The organism is Chryseobacterium populi (genome assembly GCF_000282115.1).
GTDB classification, from domain to species: domain Bacteria; phylum Bacteroidota; class Bacteroidia; order Flavobacteriales; family Weeksellaceae; genus Chryseobacterium; species Chryseobacterium populi.
Map to the genome: position 1 here is coordinate 13,805 of NZ_AKJY01000077.1, position 16,474 is coordinate 30,278.

Annotated in this window: 22 protein-coding genes; 2 read left to right on the top strand and 20 right to left on the bottom strand. The window is 35.7% G+C overall.

Annotation, left to right across the window (positions count from 1 at the left end; translation table 11 throughout):
* Positions 1–57: 57 nt before the first annotated feature.
* On the bottom strand, positions 58–1,677 hold the full coding sequence (locus PMI13_RS16320) for a T9SS type A sorting domain-containing protein (protein ID WP_007845722.1): 1,620 nt from the start codon (positions 1,675–1,677) through the stop codon (positions 58–60).
* A 168-nt stretch (positions 1,678–1,845) separates the two neighbouring features.
* On the opposite strand from PMI13_RS16320, the gene PMI13_RS16325 reads away from it, so the two are divergent.
* Both PMI13_RS16325 and PMI13_RS16330 read left to right on the top strand, forming a co-directional pair.
* Entirely contained in the window at positions 1,846–2,523 is a 678-nt protein-coding gene (locus PMI13_RS16325; protein ID WP_007845724.1) for a DUF4197 family protein, read from the top strand.
* Positions 2,524–2,564: 41 nt separating this feature from the next.
* Positions 2,565–2,870, top strand: a complete 306-nt coding sequence (locus PMI13_RS16330) for a DUF493 family protein (protein ID WP_007845726.1) — start codon at positions 2,565–2,567, stop codon at positions 2,868–2,870.
* 48 nt (positions 2,871–2,918) lie between these two features.
* Here the strand turns inward: PMI13_RS16330 and PMI13_RS16335 are convergent, their stop codons facing one another.
* From PMI13_RS16335 to eco, 19 genes are all read right to left on the bottom strand, one after another.
* Complete coding sequence (locus tag PMI13_RS16335; RefSeq protein WP_007845727.1) at positions 2,919–3,269, bottom strand: ArsC/Spx/MgsR family protein; 351 nt, start codon at positions 3,267–3,269, stop codon at positions 2,919–2,921.
* Between the two features lie 175 nt (positions 3,270–3,444).
* Positions 3,445–4,062, bottom strand: coding sequence for a hypothetical protein (locus PMI13_RS20750; protein ID WP_007845729.1), 618 nt, complete (start codon positions 4,060–4,062; stop codon positions 3,445–3,447).
* Positions 4,063–4,257: 195 nt separating this feature from the next.
* A complete protein-coding gene (locus tag PMI13_RS16345) occupies positions 4,258–4,875 on the bottom strand; it encodes a deoxynucleoside kinase (RefSeq protein WP_007845731.1) in 618 nt (205 codons plus the stop codon).
* A gap of 44 nt (positions 4,876–4,919) precedes the next feature.
* Positions 4,920–5,894: a hypothetical protein gene (locus PMI13_RS16350; protein ID WP_007845732.1), complete on the bottom strand. Its 975-nt coding sequence runs from the start codon at positions 5,892–5,894 to the stop codon at positions 4,920–4,922.
* A gap of 167 nt (positions 5,895–6,061) precedes the next feature.
* Positions 6,062–6,259 (bottom strand): hypothetical protein, encoded by a 198-nt coding sequence (locus PMI13_RS16355; protein ID WP_034670127.1) that lies wholly within the window; start codon positions 6,257–6,259, stop codon positions 6,062–6,064.
* Between the two features lie 164 nt (positions 6,260–6,423).
* The gene (locus tag PMI13_RS16360) at positions 6,424–7,449 is read right to left on the bottom strand and encodes a glutaminyl-peptide cyclotransferase (protein WP_007845746.1); all 1,026 of its coding nucleotides are present in this window, start codon (positions 7,447–7,449) and stop codon (positions 6,424–6,426) included.
* Positions 7,450–7,484: 35 nt separating this feature from the next.
* Complete coding sequence (locus tag PMI13_RS16365; protein ID WP_007845748.1) at positions 7,485–7,868, bottom strand: VOC family protein; 384 nt, start codon at positions 7,866–7,868, stop codon at positions 7,485–7,487.
* A 184-nt stretch (positions 7,869–8,052) separates the two neighbouring features.
* Complete coding sequence (locus PMI13_RS16370) at positions 8,053–8,478, bottom strand: SRPBCC family protein (RefSeq protein WP_007845749.1); 426 nt, start codon at positions 8,476–8,478, stop codon at positions 8,053–8,055.
* A gap of 17 nt (positions 8,479–8,495) precedes the next feature.
* A complete protein-coding gene (locus PMI13_RS16375) occupies positions 8,496–10,106 on the bottom strand; it encodes a Na+/H+ antiporter (RefSeq protein ID WP_007845750.1) in 1,611 nt (536 codons plus the stop codon).
* 115 nt (positions 10,107–10,221) lie between these two features.
* Positions 10,222–11,226, bottom strand: coding sequence for a bestrophin family protein (locus tag PMI13_RS16380; protein ID WP_007845752.1), 1,005 nt, complete (start codon positions 11,224–11,226; stop codon positions 10,222–10,224).
* Positions 11,227–11,245: 19 nt separating this feature from the next.
* Entirely contained in the window at positions 11,246–11,920 is a 675-nt protein-coding gene (locus PMI13_RS16385) for a DUF2490 domain-containing protein (RefSeq protein WP_007845753.1), read from the bottom strand.
* Positions 11,921–12,361: 441 nt separating this feature from the next.
* A complete protein-coding gene (locus PMI13_RS16390; RefSeq protein ID WP_007845755.1) occupies positions 12,362–12,811 on the bottom strand; it encodes a VOC family protein in 450 nt (149 codons plus the stop codon).
* A gap of 29 nt (positions 12,812–12,840) precedes the next feature.
* Complete coding sequence (locus PMI13_RS16395; protein ID WP_007845759.1) at positions 12,841–13,389, bottom strand: SRPBCC family protein; 549 nt, start codon at positions 13,387–13,389, stop codon at positions 12,841–12,843.
* Positions 13,390–13,410: 21 nt separating this feature from the next.
* Positions 13,411–13,782, bottom strand: coding sequence for a VOC family protein (locus PMI13_RS16400; RefSeq protein WP_007845760.1), 372 nt, complete (start codon positions 13,780–13,782; stop codon positions 13,411–13,413).
* Positions 13,779–14,183 (bottom strand): hypothetical protein, encoded by a 405-nt coding sequence (locus PMI13_RS16405; protein WP_007845761.1) that lies wholly within the window; start codon positions 14,181–14,183, stop codon positions 13,779–13,781. The genes PMI13_RS16400 and PMI13_RS16405 overlap by 4 nt, the downstream gene beginning before the upstream one ends.
* Positions 14,184–14,185: 2 nt before the next feature.
* Positions 14,186–14,656 (bottom strand): hypothetical protein, encoded by a 471-nt coding sequence (locus PMI13_RS16410; RefSeq protein WP_007845762.1) that lies wholly within the window; start codon positions 14,654–14,656, stop codon positions 14,186–14,188.
* Positions 14,657–14,668: 12 nt separating this feature from the next.
* Positions 14,669–15,196: a hypothetical protein gene (locus PMI13_RS16415; protein ID WP_007845763.1), complete on the bottom strand. Its 528-nt coding sequence runs from the start codon at positions 15,194–15,196 to the stop codon at positions 14,669–14,671.
* The gene (locus PMI13_RS16420; RefSeq protein ID WP_007845764.1) at positions 15,196–15,651 is read right to left on the bottom strand and encodes a DUF1569 domain-containing protein; all 456 of its coding nucleotides are present in this window, start codon (positions 15,649–15,651) and stop codon (positions 15,196–15,198) included. The genes PMI13_RS16415 and PMI13_RS16420 overlap by 1 nt, the downstream gene beginning before the upstream one ends.
* Positions 15,652–15,959: 308 nt before the next feature.
* Positions 15,960–16,448, bottom strand: coding sequence for a serine protease inhibitor ecotin (eco, locus tag PMI13_RS16425; protein ID WP_007845765.1), 489 nt, complete (start codon positions 16,446–16,448; stop codon positions 15,960–15,962).
* Positions 16,449–16,474: the final 26 nt, after the last annotated feature.

Consider the following 16,474-nt stretch of genomic DNA (forward strand, 5'->3'; position numbering starts at 1 on the left):
GCAAAAAGCTGTTTTAAAAGGATAAAACAGCTTTTTTTATAAGAATATATTTCTACTTTATTTTATGATAACCTGATGATCTTCCTGTTGTTTATTGGTATATATTTTTAATGTATATACTCCCTGGTTTAATCCGTTAACATAAATTTTTCCTTTATTATGCTGTAATTCGGTTTTACCAACTCTTACTCCTGTTGCATTAAATAATTCTGCGGAAACAATTGCTGAGCTTTTATTTATTTCTGTGTCATTTTCATCAACTGGAACTATATTTATATAATCACTCGCCGGGTTTGGAGAAACTTTATAATTTTTTATACTTAAAGACATTTTGGAACCTCCACTTTGGAACAAAATATTTTTCCAGGGGCCCCAACCACAACTATTTTTGGCTCTTGCCCTTACCTGCATATAATTATACCCAGAAGTTATATATAATATGGCCATTCTTCCAGTTACTTTAGTCCCGTTGTTTGATACATTGGAATAATAACCATTACCATACGATGCAAACGTAAATGGCCCGTCAATTTTTTCCCATTCAAAATCTGTATCTAAATTTGGTGTGCCATCAAAACCTAATGCATCAACAACTACATTACTATATTGTCCGGTAGGCACATTATAATTAGAATTGAAACAAACGGAGTCATAAGGATTTCCACAATATGCATTAGGCATGTAAACCAATGGAGTTCCTGCCCAGATTTTTCTTGTTACAATTTTGGTTTGGTTACAGGAATTTGAAACGGTCGCTGTTAAAGTAAACTCTCCTTGTCTTTTGACAATAACATTTGTTGAAGTCCCGTTAACTGTCTGCACTTCTCCGACTGAGTTATCCGAGCTAGTCCAGGAAACAGTATTTCCACTTCCTGAATTGATACTAAAAAATTGGGTCGTTGGGAAAACACACACTGTGGGCGAGCCCCCTAAAATTTGCAAAGAGCCTGAGCTATCGAATATTTCTCTTTTGACTAAACAAGTTATACCAAAAGAATAATTGGTGTTCCAAATAATTTCCAATGAAATATTGGAAGGTAAAATATTAGGATCAGTAGGTGATAAAGTAATAGAATTAGTATTTGTTGTTATAATTCCTGAAACCGGATTACCATCTTTACTCCATCCATTTCCAACATTCCATTTATACACATAGGTTCCCACGTTTGTACTGCTGTTACAAGTAAGGGTAACAGGAGATGTTGAACCACATGATATTGTAATACTTGTTGGCGAAAGCGTAAATGAAGGAGTTTTTACAACAACCGGTCTTGGAGAATACCAAACTGCTCCCGAAGATTGTGCTACAAGCTCTACTGATAAATAATTACCAGGTTCATACGTAATATAGGTAGATGATATATTAGCATCAATAGCGGTTGCAAAGCTGGTTCCAGAATCCGGAAGATATATATTCAGTGGGTCCACTAAATCCGTATACTGTCCGTAGCTATTGTACGTTCTGATGAATAATTTACAATTACCTACTACATAGGTTGATGACTTTGTAAGCAATACTGTAAATTTGACATTTACAGATCCTCCTGTTCCCAGATTTATGGGATTGCTTATACTATGAGCACTATTATTTACCTTAAAATCTTTAAATGCCACAGTAACCTGTGATTTAACAATAAAGGTTATAAAGAAAAAAAAGAATAGGATAAAATTTTTCATAATAATTTTGATTGGGTGTTAATGATTCTATTATATGAATTTCATAGTCTTAAAATTATTAAAAATAAATCAAATAATATTGAATTATTTAATTTCTATAAAAATTTGTTAAACAGATAATAGTATTTAACTTTGGCTCAATAATTGAAAAAATAAGAAAAAAGATCAATGAAAAAATATATTTTCGCTGCAGCTCTTATGTTAGGCGTTGGTACAGTAATCTATACCTCTGTACAGTCATGCACTACTTTAGCCACAAGTGACCTTGGCTTATCAGTTATTAAAAGGTTTTTAATTAACGGAATTGATAAGGGAATGGGAATTTACAGCAATAAAGATGCTTTCCTGCAAAATAATATGGTAGATAAAGCGTTACCTAAACAATTGCGGGAAATCAATTCAACGCTGGAAAAAATAGCCCCTTCACTTGTTGCAAAAGAAAGGGAATATATTGCCCAGGCAGCTTCCTATACCGTGAATATTTCAAAGCCTATCCTTGTGGATGCAGTGAACAGCCTGAATGCACAGGACGTAACAAGAATTATTCAGGGTGAGAAAGGGACTGCAACACAGATCTTAAAAGAAAAAACTGCTCAGCGACTGGTAGCAGCTATTACCCCAAAAGTAGATGAGCAGCTAAATCAATACGGAATTGTGAAAACCATCAATACAGCTTTGTCAGGAAGCAATTTACTGGGAAGTTTGTTAGGCGGGAACAGCAATACCGTGAATGCAGGAGGCTTAAGCCAGCTTGCTTCCGAACAGTTGGTAAACGGACTGTTCAACATCATTGAAGATTACGAAATTCAGAACTCCAAAGCCCTGCTGGGACCACTTGGAAAATAAATAAAATTTCGTTATATTTATATATAATTTAAAATTTGTAGATGGATATATTACAAGGAAATCAACACGCCAGCCCGGAGGATTTTTATAAATCTCTGAAGGAAAAACTGGAAGATCATCACGATTTTCCGGAAGATTATTTATTTAAATTTATCATTCCGACAGACCAGGCAAAACTCACTGAAATTTATAAAGTTTTTGATGGCATTAAATTCACATTAGGAAACCGTGAAAGTAAAAACGGAAAATATACAGCCTGTAACATCAATGCATTTGTACTGGATGCCGATCAGGTGGTCAGAATTTACCAGGAAGTCGCCAGAATAGAAGGCGTCATTCTATTATAGAAAGCAAAAAGTCAGCGTAAAGCTGACTTTTATTTATTTTGATTTTCTTTATTTCTCTATAAAAAACTTTACATTTTCAATAGGTCTTCCCAACATGGCTACTGAACCTTTTATAAGAATCGGTCTTTGGATTAAGGAAGGGTTCTCCGATAAGATTTTAAGCCATTCTTCTTCCGAATAATTTTTGTCTGCAAATTTATCCGTATATAGTTTTTCCGTTTTTCTGATGATATGAAAAACACTCTGGTTCAATTTTTTTAATACCGTCTTTATCTCTAAAATGCTTAAAGGATCTTCAACGATGTTGATGATCTCAAAAGGCACTCCGTTTTCATCAAGATACTCCAGTACGGCATTTGATTTAGAACAGTTTCCGTTATGTAAAACTTTAACCAGCATAATATAAGTCAAAAATTAAATTCTATAAACAAATTTAGGAAGAAAAGAGTTGACAGCAGTATTAATTTCTGATAAAAACTGTTAAAACAATATTACTCATTAACTTTTATAATTCAAGTGTGTCTATACAGCTGGTGATTATTTTCTTCAAAGTTTTTTGTAAAAACTGTTTCCTTTAGAAGCTATACTCTACATCATTATCTCTCAGCACAATCCGGAAAGATGATGGTATCATTCCCTTAAATTCAGGTTGTACGGTCGGATTTCCTGGATATGTTTTTCCATTATATTTTACCTGGTAATTTTGACCTCTGCTAGGAATAATCAGATCTGCCCAACCGTTTGCTTTATCGGAAGAAATAGCTATAGGCCCACCTACAACTGTAAATCGACTGATTTTTTGCCCTTTACTGTTTAAAAGGAAAACAGTACATCCACCGGTTCCGCAAAAATAGCTTCCATTCATCATAATAAAGATCTCCTTATTATTATCTCCATTCAGGTCTGCCTCTGTATAACGAAATATACGATCACTGCCGGTAAGAATATTCATATCGTCTTTCAGCAGTTTCTTTCTCAGGATTTCACCAATAAACAAAGCTCTCCCATCAATAACTTTCCTGACTGTATCTGTTTTAGATAAGGTAGCAGAGCCTTTTGCCGGTAAATCATGATCTTTATTTACAGCACTGCCGGCATCAGGAGAAACCGGCTTTTCTGTTTGCTTATTACACGAAAAACAACATGTTGAAACAAGGAAAAATATCAATAATCGTTTAATATTTAAAAACATAAATGTAGTTTGAAGGTTAAAAATTTCAAGATCAAATTATCATTATTGAAAACCGATCCTTTTCAGCTAAAATTAAATATTTTTATCCAATTAAAACCCACTCTCTTAAATTAACACCTCTACTTTATTTAAAAAGTAAATTTTATAAAATAATAATAATTTACAAAATAGTTTAAATGTATATTTTTAAGTCAATCATTGAAATAGTCCATGAAGTTCAGTCTCAATTTTTTCCAGAATAAACCCAAAATCTTCCGGCTTTTCAACAAAATCAAGATCATCCACTTCAATAATCAGCAGTTTTCCTTCTGTATAGTTTGAAATCCATTTTTCGTATTTCTGGTTCAGTTTTGAAAGATATTCAATACTGATGGATGCTTCATATTCCCGGCCTCTTTTATAGATTTTTTTCACAAGATTCGGTACATCAGATTTCAGATAGATCAATAAGTCTGGTGCTGAAACGAAAGATTTCATCAGGTTGAATACAGCAGCATAATTATTAAAATCCCTGTCAGAAAGCAGATTCATATCATTTAAGTTTTCTGCAAAAATGTGTGCATCTTCATAGATCGTACGATCCTGAATAATATTTTTACCGCTTTCCCTGATTTCTTTTACCTGACGGAACCTGCTTCCGAGAAAATAGATCTGCAGGGCAAAACTCCATTTGCTCATATCCGCATAAAAATCCTCAAGATAAGGGTTGTGATCTACGTCTTCGAACTGTGCATCCCATCCGTAATGCTTTGAAAGCATGGTTGTCAATGTAGTTTTTCCTGCCCCAATATTCCCTGTAACTGCAATATGCATAATTTTTTCCTTAATGTTTTTAATGATACTTATCCGGTAAAAAACTAAATACCCACGGCCTGAATTTCAGAAGTCTCTTCTATAAGCTTCTGTAAAGTGTCGTCTGCAGGTTTATCTGCAGATTGTTCTTTAGGCTGTTCCTCAACCTTTTCCACAGTTTGCCCGGTTGCATCATCCGACTGTTCTTTTGGTTGATCAGAAGGCTTTTCTGTTGGTTTTTGTTCAGGGTCGGTTTGTAGTTTAGGTTCTTTACTCTTTTCAAGGCTGTAAAGATAAAGGTTGTTCGCTTTGATTTCAAAATAAGAAAGCGTGTTTTTATCCACAATTTGTGCATCAGGATCTTCAAAAATTTTAACCAGCTCTTTTTCCGGAATGTATTTAAGAATCGAATTATTTGTGATCACCAGGATGAATTCATTTTCCCTTCTGAAACGTTTTCCATTTTCTAAAGGTACTTCAAAAAGCTTTTCAAATTTCAGGCTGTAAACCCTGAAGTGCTTCCTTGTTAAAATATAAACTTTATTCTCAAATACAAGAAGGTCCATAAGATCATCAAAACTGGCATCAAAAGGGTATGAATTTATCGTCGTATCATTCCTGAAATTATATTGAATCAGTCGTTTTGAGCTTTCATCCAGCAGCCATATCTGCTGAAGATCTTCTGCGTATGCCATTTTTATAAACGCAAACTTCTGCTTGAAATCTATCCGTTGGATCTCATTCAGGTTCTGATCTACAAATTTCAGTTCCTGGGCATTTTCCGAGAACAACGGAACACTTAAAGGATTCTGAACCGTCTGAACTTTATAGGGTACGGTAAGCATCATTTTTCCGATCTGCTTTCCCAGGGAATCGTATTTTGTAAAGCTAAAATCTTTGTTTTTGTAGATATACAGATTACCGTAATCATCAGCAAGCATATCTCCTGCCTCCTTTAACTTTAAAGTGTCTAGCGGAAGAGCTTTCTGTGCAGATAATGAACAGAAAGCAAACCCCAATATGAGAATAAATAATTTCAATTAATTTATAGCTTTATCTAACATTTTTTTGTTTAAACCTTGTTTATATCGCTTTGATAATTGGCAAATCTAAAAATCATTAACAATACAAAAGAAAGGGAAAATATTTTTTTATCAATTAGCTTTTCATGTACAAATTTAAACTTATAATTTACTTAATAACAACTTCATAAATTTTCGACCAGTTTTTTCCGGTGACCAGCATATTTGATATTGAAAGTGTTATCATTGTCACCCAACGTGAAAAACTCAGGAGCAATCGCAAGATTTGAAGTTTCTTTGTCACCAAAACTGATCATGGTCCTTTCAGCGTTTTCCGAAACCTCCTTCAGAAGATCAGACTTATCTCCGAAATGATTTCTCACTCAATTTCTAATTTGTTCTCCAAAAATAGTAAAATTTATCCCGTATAACTAATTTCATTAGCAGGCATAATGATCAGTAAAATTCTGTTTATTAAAGACAGATAGCGCTCCAACGGAACGCTATCTGCCATATTTTATCAGAGGATAAGCCATCTGAAATTTTATTATTTAATAGCTACTTCATATATTTTCGGCCAGTTTTTACCTGTTACCAACATATTTTCACCTTTAAAGGCAATTCCGTTCAGCACATCATCGCTTCCTTTGGTATTCTGCTTGGCAATTTCTGTAAAATCAAATGTTCCTACTACTTCTCCGTTGGCAGGATTGATCTTTAAAACAACCGGTTTTTGCCAGACATTGGCATAGATAAATCCGTTATGGTACTCAAGTTCGTTCAGCTGATCGTAAGCTTGACTACTTCCGGCAACCGCAATATATTTAATCATTTTTGAAGGATCTTTCGGATCAAGGAAATATAAAAGCTTGCTTCCGTCTGATGCAATCAGGTTTCTACCGTCGTACGTCAGTCCCCAACCTTCTCCAAGAACGTTTGGATAAGCAAATTCAGATAATAACTTTAAAGAGGTTTTATCATAAATATAGCCTTTTTTGCTCTGCCATGTCAGTTGGTATACTTTATCCCCCACGATGGTACTTCCTTCGGAAAAATCTTCCTGAGCCTGTTTTGTAGAAGCAAGCGGAGTTGTAGTTCCCAACGTGTATTTTAATATCTGTGATGCACCGTTCTGCCCGTCACTTTCATAGATGGTGTTTCCTTCTATCTGAAAACCCTGAACAAAATTTTCCGGGTTGTGGGGGTATTCGGCTATAATCTGATACGAAATATTTTTTTCGGGACTTTTAGCAAAAACGTTGATGGTAGCATCCTGATTCAGGGATGCCCCTCCTTTTGTTTTAATATTAAATGTTACAGCATTGTCTCCTAATGTAAAAAATTTAGGATCAATCGTCAGGTTTGAAGTTTCTTTGTCACCAAAACTGATGCTAATGCTTTCCGCATTCTCTGAAACATCTTTCGGAAGCTCGAGCTTATCACCGAAATGATATCCCTTCTGCTCCATTGAATTGTTATAATCGTTCAGGGTACTCAGGATTTTTTCATCTTTATTGGTACAAGATGCCAGCAATAGGATCGCTGCAAAACCTGCTATTATATTTTTCTTCATTGAATTTCTAAATATTTCCCCAAAAATAGCAAATTTTATTCCGCTTTGCTAATTTCATCTACAGGTTCACCAAATTGTAATATATAGCCGTTATTGTCATAAACCGCAAATTCCCTCATTCCCCAGTCAAAGGTTTCAATTTCATAGCAGATTTTTGCTTTGGCTTTAAGCTCTTCCCAAAGGTTATTCACTTCACTCACATTGAAATAAAATGATCCTGTAAAGCCTATTCCCTCGAATTTTTCATGCTCATTGGGAGCTGAAAGCATAATCTGTACATCATCTTTACAGATCGAGGCCCATTGCCAGTCATCATTTCTCCCCAATAATGAAAAGCCCAGGACATGAATGTAAAAACCTATGGTGTCATCGAGGTTTTCTGTCCATAGGACAGGACGGAGGGAAGTGTATTTTACCATGATGTTTTGTTTAAAATTAAAATAAGTTAAACGTAAAGACACAAATTTACCGCAATACCGGATCTTTAAGGCGCATGAAAATCAAAGATTTTCAATATAAACGGAATGGAGTTTTATCATAGTAAAATCCTTACTCCTTAAAGAAATTGATTGATGAAATTTTACTTCTTTGTGTTCAGCTCAATTATTCTTCAAGATAGGTTTTCAGGCTTTGTCCGATAATCCCGTTCCAGCCTTCTGTAAAACTGTTTCTTGAAAAATTATCTCCCAGCTCATTAAACTTATCAATATCCTCATGAGTAAGCTTAACAATTGTGCCCTTATCAGTCTGTTGAAGCTCCCAGGTCACATATGTTTTTTCTTTGGAAAATTCAGGGTAAGACCAGCTATGCTTCAGCTTCTTATGGGGATTAATTTCCAGAACTTCTCCCTGATGGTGATATTTTTTCTCTTCTCCCGGCTCATAGAAGTTAAATTCTGTTCCTGCTTCCGGCTCGAAATCCGGGATATCAAAATACCAGGATTTCATTTCATTCTTATCGGTCAATGCTTTCCATACTTTCTCAACGGGTGCATTAACGGTGTACTGAACAATAATCGGGGTACCCATTTTTGTGGATTTTAAATTTAGCTGTGTGAAAAACCTGTGATTTTCGCTTCATCAAAATCGAGCTGCATTTCTATGGTTCTCATCACATGATCGTCAAATATTTTCTCGCGTTTCATACGGTGAAGTTCGTTTCGCTGTGCCTGAATCACCTGCCGGAGCACATCTTTATTTTCATTCATCGCAGTAACGTAATCTCCTGTGGAGGCCATACATTGGGCTTTATCAGCCATCATCATCATTTCGTTTTCCAGCTTATGTTTCTGATGGCGTACCAGACTGTTTTTTTCTGCCAGCTCAGAGAAATCATCTAATTTCTGCAAAGCTGTTTCTTTTAATTTTCTCATTAAAATTACTTCCTGTTTTTCCTCAGGCAGCTCACTTCCGGCGTCATTTATTTTCAGTAGTTTCAGAATCGGAGACAATAATAATCCCTGTCCGACTAAAGTGATCAAAATGATAACGAAAGTTACGAATAAAATAATATTCCGGTGGGGGAATGCTTCACCATTAGGTAAAAAAGCAGGAATAGACAATGCGGCCGCTAAGGAAACCACACCTCTCATCGCTGCAAAACTGATAATGAAAGGTTCCCGCCAATCGGGTTTCGGGACTTTCAGCCTCAGTTCTTTAGAACATAATCTCGGAAAATACATCAGTGCATAGCTGTATACTATTCTGGTCAGGATAATGGCACCACCGATCACTACACTGTAGAAAATACCTTCAGAAATAGTATAATCTTTCATCGCAGCTACCACCACAGGCAATTCAAGGCCGATTAAGATGAAGATAATCGTATTCATCAGGAAGATTAAGACACTCCATACATTCCCCGACTGAATTCTCGAGGTATGGCTCAGATAACAGTGGGAATTGTAAGACATTAACAAACCTCCTGCAACAACAGACAATACTCCGGAAAAATGGAAATGTTCCGCTCCGATGTACATAATATAAGGCACAATCAGGGTAATAACGGTATCAATATTGGAGTTTGTCGGGATAATTCTCAACAGGGCCCCAAAGAGCAAACCTACTCCTACTCCCACTGCAATTCCACCAATAGCCATGGTGAAAAAATCCTGCACTGCATCCCTGAAAACAAACTGCCCTGAAATAACCGCTGCCAAAGCAAATTTAAAGACGATTAAACTTGAAGCATCATTAATCAGACTCTCGCCTTCAAGAATGCTTGTAATTTTTTTCGGAATTTTCATATGCTTCAGAACAGAGGTAGCTGCTACGGCATCCGGCGGGGAATTAACACCACCTAACAAGAATCCCATTGCTATGGTAAGCCCTGGAATGATGGATGATGAAAGATAAGCAACAACGACCGAGGTAAGAAAAACCAGTCCAAATGCCATTGAAAAAATCTGCTTTCTCCATTTATGGAAATCCTGCCAGGAAGTAAACCAGGCGGCTTCAAATAAAATAGGAGGCAGAAAGATCAGGAAAACCAGGTCCGGCTCTATTTCAATATGAGGCATTCCCGGAATAAGGCTTATCAGTAACCCGGCAATTACCAGGAAGATAGGATAAGCTACTCTTAATTTCTGGCCAATCATCACCAGTATCATCACAGACAACAATACCGCGATTGATATTATGACATAATTGTGAATCATTATTTCAGATATTTATTTTAAAGGTTAATTATTTATTAACCGTAAAGACCTATTTTTTTTGCGACTTAAAACATAAAATATTGCTATAAGATTGTGTCTTTGCGGTTAGCTTATTTTAAAGGACAATATTATTTTTCGGAGCAATGGCCGGCGGGAGATTACTCTCATCCAGCATATCTCTCATATCAATCTCAATGGTTCGGCTGATCTGCGTAATGGGAACATCATTCGGGCTGCCTTCAAAAGGGTTTACTGAAGCCTCCCCTACACTGTCTAATGTATAAAAACACCATGTCACCAACAGTGAAAAAGGAATATTAAACCACAGGGTAAAGCCTTCGAGTAAAGTTCCGTCACCCAGCTTATCAAATTCTTTCAACAATCCGAAAGGCACAAAAACAATAAATAACAGCAAAAGATAAGTCGTGATGGATGAAAAATTTCTTGGATAAGGAAAGTTTTTAATCCGTTCTGCTTTTCCCTGGTTATCTGTAAACTTTACCAATTGCTGGTTAATCTGTGTCCATTGAAAATCATTAATTTCACTTTTTGCATACGCTTCGGATAATTCTTTGCTCTGCCTTGCCATCAGCTGTGTCGCCCTGTTTTTCTTGCTCAAAATATAGGAAGTTTCCTGATCTGAAAGATATTTTCTGAGCTCATCTTCTATTTTGGAAAGCCTTTCCGGAATTTCATATTTTTTTGAATACTCATCAAATTGTGCCGTATTCATATTTTCCCAGTTTCTGGGTTCACGAAGCTGAAAACGGAGTGCTGTCAACCAGGCATAATGACGTGAGAACATTTCGTTTACTCTTCCCGGATTCTTTCCTGAAAGTGCATCTCTTACGATATATCCGAAACTCCGGCTGTCATTAATGATGGCTCCATAAATCTGCCTTGCCTCCCAAAGCCTGCTGTAGCTTGCATTATTTTTAAAGCCTACAATAAAAGCCACGGCAGTTCCCATAATTGCAATGGGTTGCCACGGAAACGAAAAGAAAGTCCAGCCACAAAAGTAAAGTACCGTAGGAATGGCTGATAAAATAATTAAACAATAGATACTTCTTCTTGTCCAGATAATAAACTCTATTGCGCCGAATTTTTTTCCTGAATGCATAAGTGTTTTTTTAGTTTTATTAATTTTTATTAAACGGAATATTATTATAAAAACCGATCTGAATCTGGCCACGGTTTCTGCTTTCCTGAAGCTGGTTCATATATCCTGCTTCAATTCTCAAATTTTTATTGATCACATATCCCAAAGCTCCATAAACACGATTTCTGTCGAAAACGGAACTGTCAAAATGAAGGAAAATTTCATTATAAACGGAAGCATACCATGTTTTCGGAAGCATTTCTTTCTGACTGATCGGAATATTCAACCCAAGCATATACCTGAACCTCATCCTGAAATCATCCTGAAGAAATCGTTCTTCCAGACGGTAGCGATGCTGAAGATTGAAACGCCCGAATTTCTGTTTGGTAATAAACTGCTGAAAAATCCTGTGCTCAATATTTTCCTTTTTTTCTCCGTTCACATAAGGTTGGCTTAAAATAAAACCGTACCCCAGTAAAACATTGTTATTATTTTCACTAAGGTCATATCCGATCCCGGTACGGATAAGCAGCTGTTCCAAATCTCCGACAGCATCAAAATTACGATACTGAACTTCATTATGCCAGTTCCATTTTTTACTGATCTTATTATTTCCGAAGTACATATACCAGACTCCCAAATCATTTTTCTGAGCCCATGAAAATGTTGCTGCACAAATAAAAACCACTAAAGCCAGCGACCTGAAAATCTCCATAGTTTATCTTTTACATTTATTATTAAAATCTATCACTTCAACTAAAGTTAATATGAAATATCAATAATAAGGAAAAAATATTGTTTATGAAAATTTTTCTTAATTGTTTACAATCAGTTAAATCCTTTCTATATAAACCTGCCCTACAAGAATTTCATTTTCTGGTTCATCAGATTTAGTTGGCCTGTAACCAATCCTTAATGACTACAACTTTAAAATTAATCAAAATTTAAATGCAAAGATTTAGTTTGCTTCTTGTGATCTGTAGAAAGCAAAGATTTAGCTTCACTTTCTGAAGCTTATGCAACCCCTCCCAAACCTTAAACCTATCTTTTGCTGCCTAATTCCTACTTTCCGGATTTCAAATTTACCATAAAATAAAAACCGACAGATCAATCTGCCGGTTAGTTTTAACTATGTTTCGTATACAAAATATTAATCTTACGGGTGAGCCTGCATTTTAGCCGGATCATCATAATTTACCATCCAGCCGATTCCGAATTTATCGTTAAACATTCCGAAATAAGCCCCCCAGAATGTATCAGCCATTGGCATTGTCACCTGCCCACCGGCAGAAAGTCCGTTGAATAATTTATCCGCTTCTTCCTTAGATTCTGCATTGACAGAAATTGAGAAGTTGTTTCCTGCTTTAAAATTAGAAGCCCACTCGCCTCCGGTGTCACTTCCCATTAATATCGTCTCTTTTGAAATAGGAAGAGAAACGTGCATAATTTTGTCTTTGTCTTCTTCAGGAGTTTCTTTTCCTTCCATTGGAGGCATTTCTCCAAAAGTTCCGATGTAAGGATATTCACCACCGAAAACTGATTTGTAAAAGTCGAATGCTTCCCTGCAATTTCCGTTGAATGTTAAATAAACGTTTACTGATGCCATAATTTGTTTCTTTTAAATATGAGTTAGTTTTAATTTGAAGGTTTCTCGGAGATTTCTTTCAGTTTTGAAAGCCCTTTCTGATAATCTTTTCCAATCGCATTTTCCATGTTCATAAACAGTTTCATCAGGGTAAACGGGTACGGTATTGTTGAAGTAAAGCCCCAGGTTGCTTTGCTTCCGTTTCCTTCAGGCGTAACCGCTACAAAAGCATTCGCTTCACTTTCATAAGGTGTTAAAAATTTAATCTGAGTCTCGATTCTTTTGTTTGAGGCATCTACTTTTTTAACTTCCTGGCAGCCCTTACCGGCATTATCATTTTTACTGTTCCAGCACATTTTTTCTCCCGGTTGTCCTGTTACTCCGGTCCAGTCTTTTTTCATACCCGGATCCAGATCATTCCATGGGCTCCAAAAATCCATTGCTTTTAATGTATTCGTATTTTGCCATACTTTTTCTGCAGGAGCATTGATCGAGATGCTTTTTTCATATTTGCACTCTCCGGAAACAAATGCTGCAGCTACAAGCCAGACAATAAGTATGGAAGCTAAAACAATGATGATCCACTTTAAAATTTTCATAATCAGTTTTTTTATTATTAATTACCTGTGCTGATCGATCAGAATCATATTTCCATCCGGATCTTTAAGGAAAATATGTTCCGGACCTGAAGTATTTTCGTCTGCTGATTTATCAAGCTGAATATTGTTTTCCTTTAAATGCTTCTGAATATCACGCACATCGTCAAAAGATTCAAGGTTCTGTGCATTTTCATCCCATCCCGGGTTGAACGTCAGCATATTTCCATCAAACATCGCCTGGAAAAGCCCGATCAGGGTACTTCCGTTTTTCATGATGAGATAATTCTGATCCATATTTCCACCCATCGAACTGAATCCTAATTTTTCATAAAAATCTTTCGACTTCTGAAGATCTTTTACACTTAAGCTTATTGAAAATGCTCCCAGCTTCATATTGTTTTTTTATTTAATGCTAATCTGTAGCCTACTAAAACCAATATCCATACTACAATTCCGAGGATCCAGAACCAGATTGGTGTCGGTAAAACAACCATATTATAAATGGTTGCCAGTAAAAAGAAAACCCCACAGATCAGGGCATACCTGTTTTTACCGTCTTTCCCGATTTTAGTCGATATAAAACCCGAAACCACCGCACCTAATGCGTAGCCCACGATTACAAGAAGTAACGCAGGGAACGGCAGATTACTTACATATTCTTTAAACTCAGCCATATTATTAGGACCTATACCTTTGGGAAGCGGGTATAAATAATGTCCTAAAGTCTCCATCAGCCAGATGGCAAGTGATCCTGTGATAATGCCTCCTACTACTGCTAAAATTCGTCTTATCATGGTTATTGATTTTTTATACGGGTTTTAAAATTCAAAGTTCCGTCGTAGCTTTTCCAGTCTCCGATGAATTCTATGTATTGTCCTTCAATCTTCTCCGTTGTTTTATTCCATTTGAAAGTATAGATAAATCTTCCTTTAAAGACTCCGGAATGCTTTCCTTTATTTTCCTCTGCTAATTCATATTCCCCGTAAACCGTTCCTTTTTTCCTGGCATCTTTATACTTCGTAATAGATATTTTGCCTTCAAATTTTGAATAATTCTTTTCTACTAAAGAATATCCGGAAACAAAATATTCCTGGTCATTCTTTTTATTCTGTTCAGAAATATTGATTTTAAGCTTGATTTCCTGATTATTGCTTCCGATAATTCCGGTATATGCCTTACTGTTATTAAGCCACACACTTGAAATATCAGGCATCTGAGCAAAAGCAAAATTGGAAATAAGAATGAGAAGGAATAAAATTTTTTTCATAGTGTTCAGGTTTTATTTGAATATTACTTTAGAGAGATCCTTTGGCTGAAAATTGGCCCACCAGACATCAAAATCCAGATTTCTGGAGTAATTTTTCCATTTTCCTTTGAAGGTCAGTGTTGTTCCGTTTTCTTTTGTCTGATCCTTCTGGGTCTGAATTCTCACCTTTCCTGTAAAAACCCCGGAATGTTTTCCGGAATCTAATTCTTTTAAAGTAAAATCACCAAAAATAAGCATGGAATCAGGTTCATTTTTCACATTATATTTTTGGGTGAAAATTATTTCTCCTGAAAACGGTGATTTATTATCTTCCACCTCAGAATATCCTGAAACAAAATACTGTTCCTGCTTTTTAGGATTTTTGTCTGCTTTTTCAATTCTTAACCTGATAACTGTTTCATCTGTTGAAATAGTTCCGGCAAAAGCAGTTTCATCATTCATCAACAGCTTACTGAAATCCTCATTTTTTAAAGGAAATTCTTTTGTCTGCCCAAAATGAATTGAAAAAGCAAATAATAAAAATAAAAGATACTTTTTCATTATACTCCAAACTGAGCCAGATGGTGGTTCAGATGCTTGGCAAACATATTATTCCATTCCTGAGAATTCAGTTTACCGAATGAGAAAGATTCTTTTCCGTCAAAAGCTGAAGCACCCAACTGTTGGGTTTTCTGAATATAACCAATTAATCTTTTCTTTTCTTCATGAAAGTTTCTTCTCCCCTGAATTAAGAATTGTGGTGCTGTAGGTGAATCCCTCGGATAAGCTTTTTCACCTACTACCTTAGGTTTTACAAATGTTTTTAGAATAAATTTAGCAATTGTACCCGGTTTTTTATGCTTTTCAGGTTCGTAAACCATTTCATAAGTAATACAGCAGTGAGCCAGCATCTGATCTACTGTCATTCTTCCCCATAAACCGTGAGTATCTTCAACAAGCTTATTTATTCTATTAATATAATCCTGAGCGACTTTCGCTTCAAAAACGTTTTCCATAGTTTGTTTAATTGTCAAAAAACAAATATATCAGTTTTTTCTTTTGATTTTATATTCTTTTGAAAAAAGAGAAAGAAGGTTGAAAATGAACAGGATGAATGATGAGTTTTGAGTGATGAATTTTTAAGTTTTGGTTTTGGGGTAAATGGTCAATTTGAATAAATCGGAATATAAAATTTTAAAATATCGGCACTTCCGATTCTTATAGAATGACCAGGGCAGCTGATTGCAATTATAAAAAAGCTCTATTTAAAACAAAAGCACCCCATCCAGATGGATGAAGTGCTTTCTATAATAATCAATTTAAATTATTGTTGAACCGCCGATTTCATTTTAGCATCGGGGCGTAAAACCCGGTAACGTACTTCCAGGTCTTTCGGAACATAAAATACCAATGGTAATTTACTGTTGTATCTTACGATTTCCGGTTGAAGGGTAACAAATTTCTTTGTCAGTTTCTGATCCGGGCAGGCCATTAAAGTTCCTCCGGTTTCTCCAGTAGATTCCACTTCATAATAGGTATAGCCCCACCCCTGCAAATCCTGAGTTTTTACATTTCCCATCAGAAAATGTTTGTTACAGTCCAGCATTTTCTCAGCTCCTACAAAAAATTCTACTTTTAAATCATTTTCATTTTTGGCAACCGGAAGCTGAATATATACCTGCTTGTAGCCTTCTTTGGCTTTCGGGAACATTTTAATCTCCAGTTTTTCAAATTTATCTGCTTTATTTTGGGCGAAAGCATTTACACCCATCAACATTACTAATCCCATCATTAAGGTCTTTGAAAACTTCATTTGTCTTTATTTTAAAATTTCGCTAT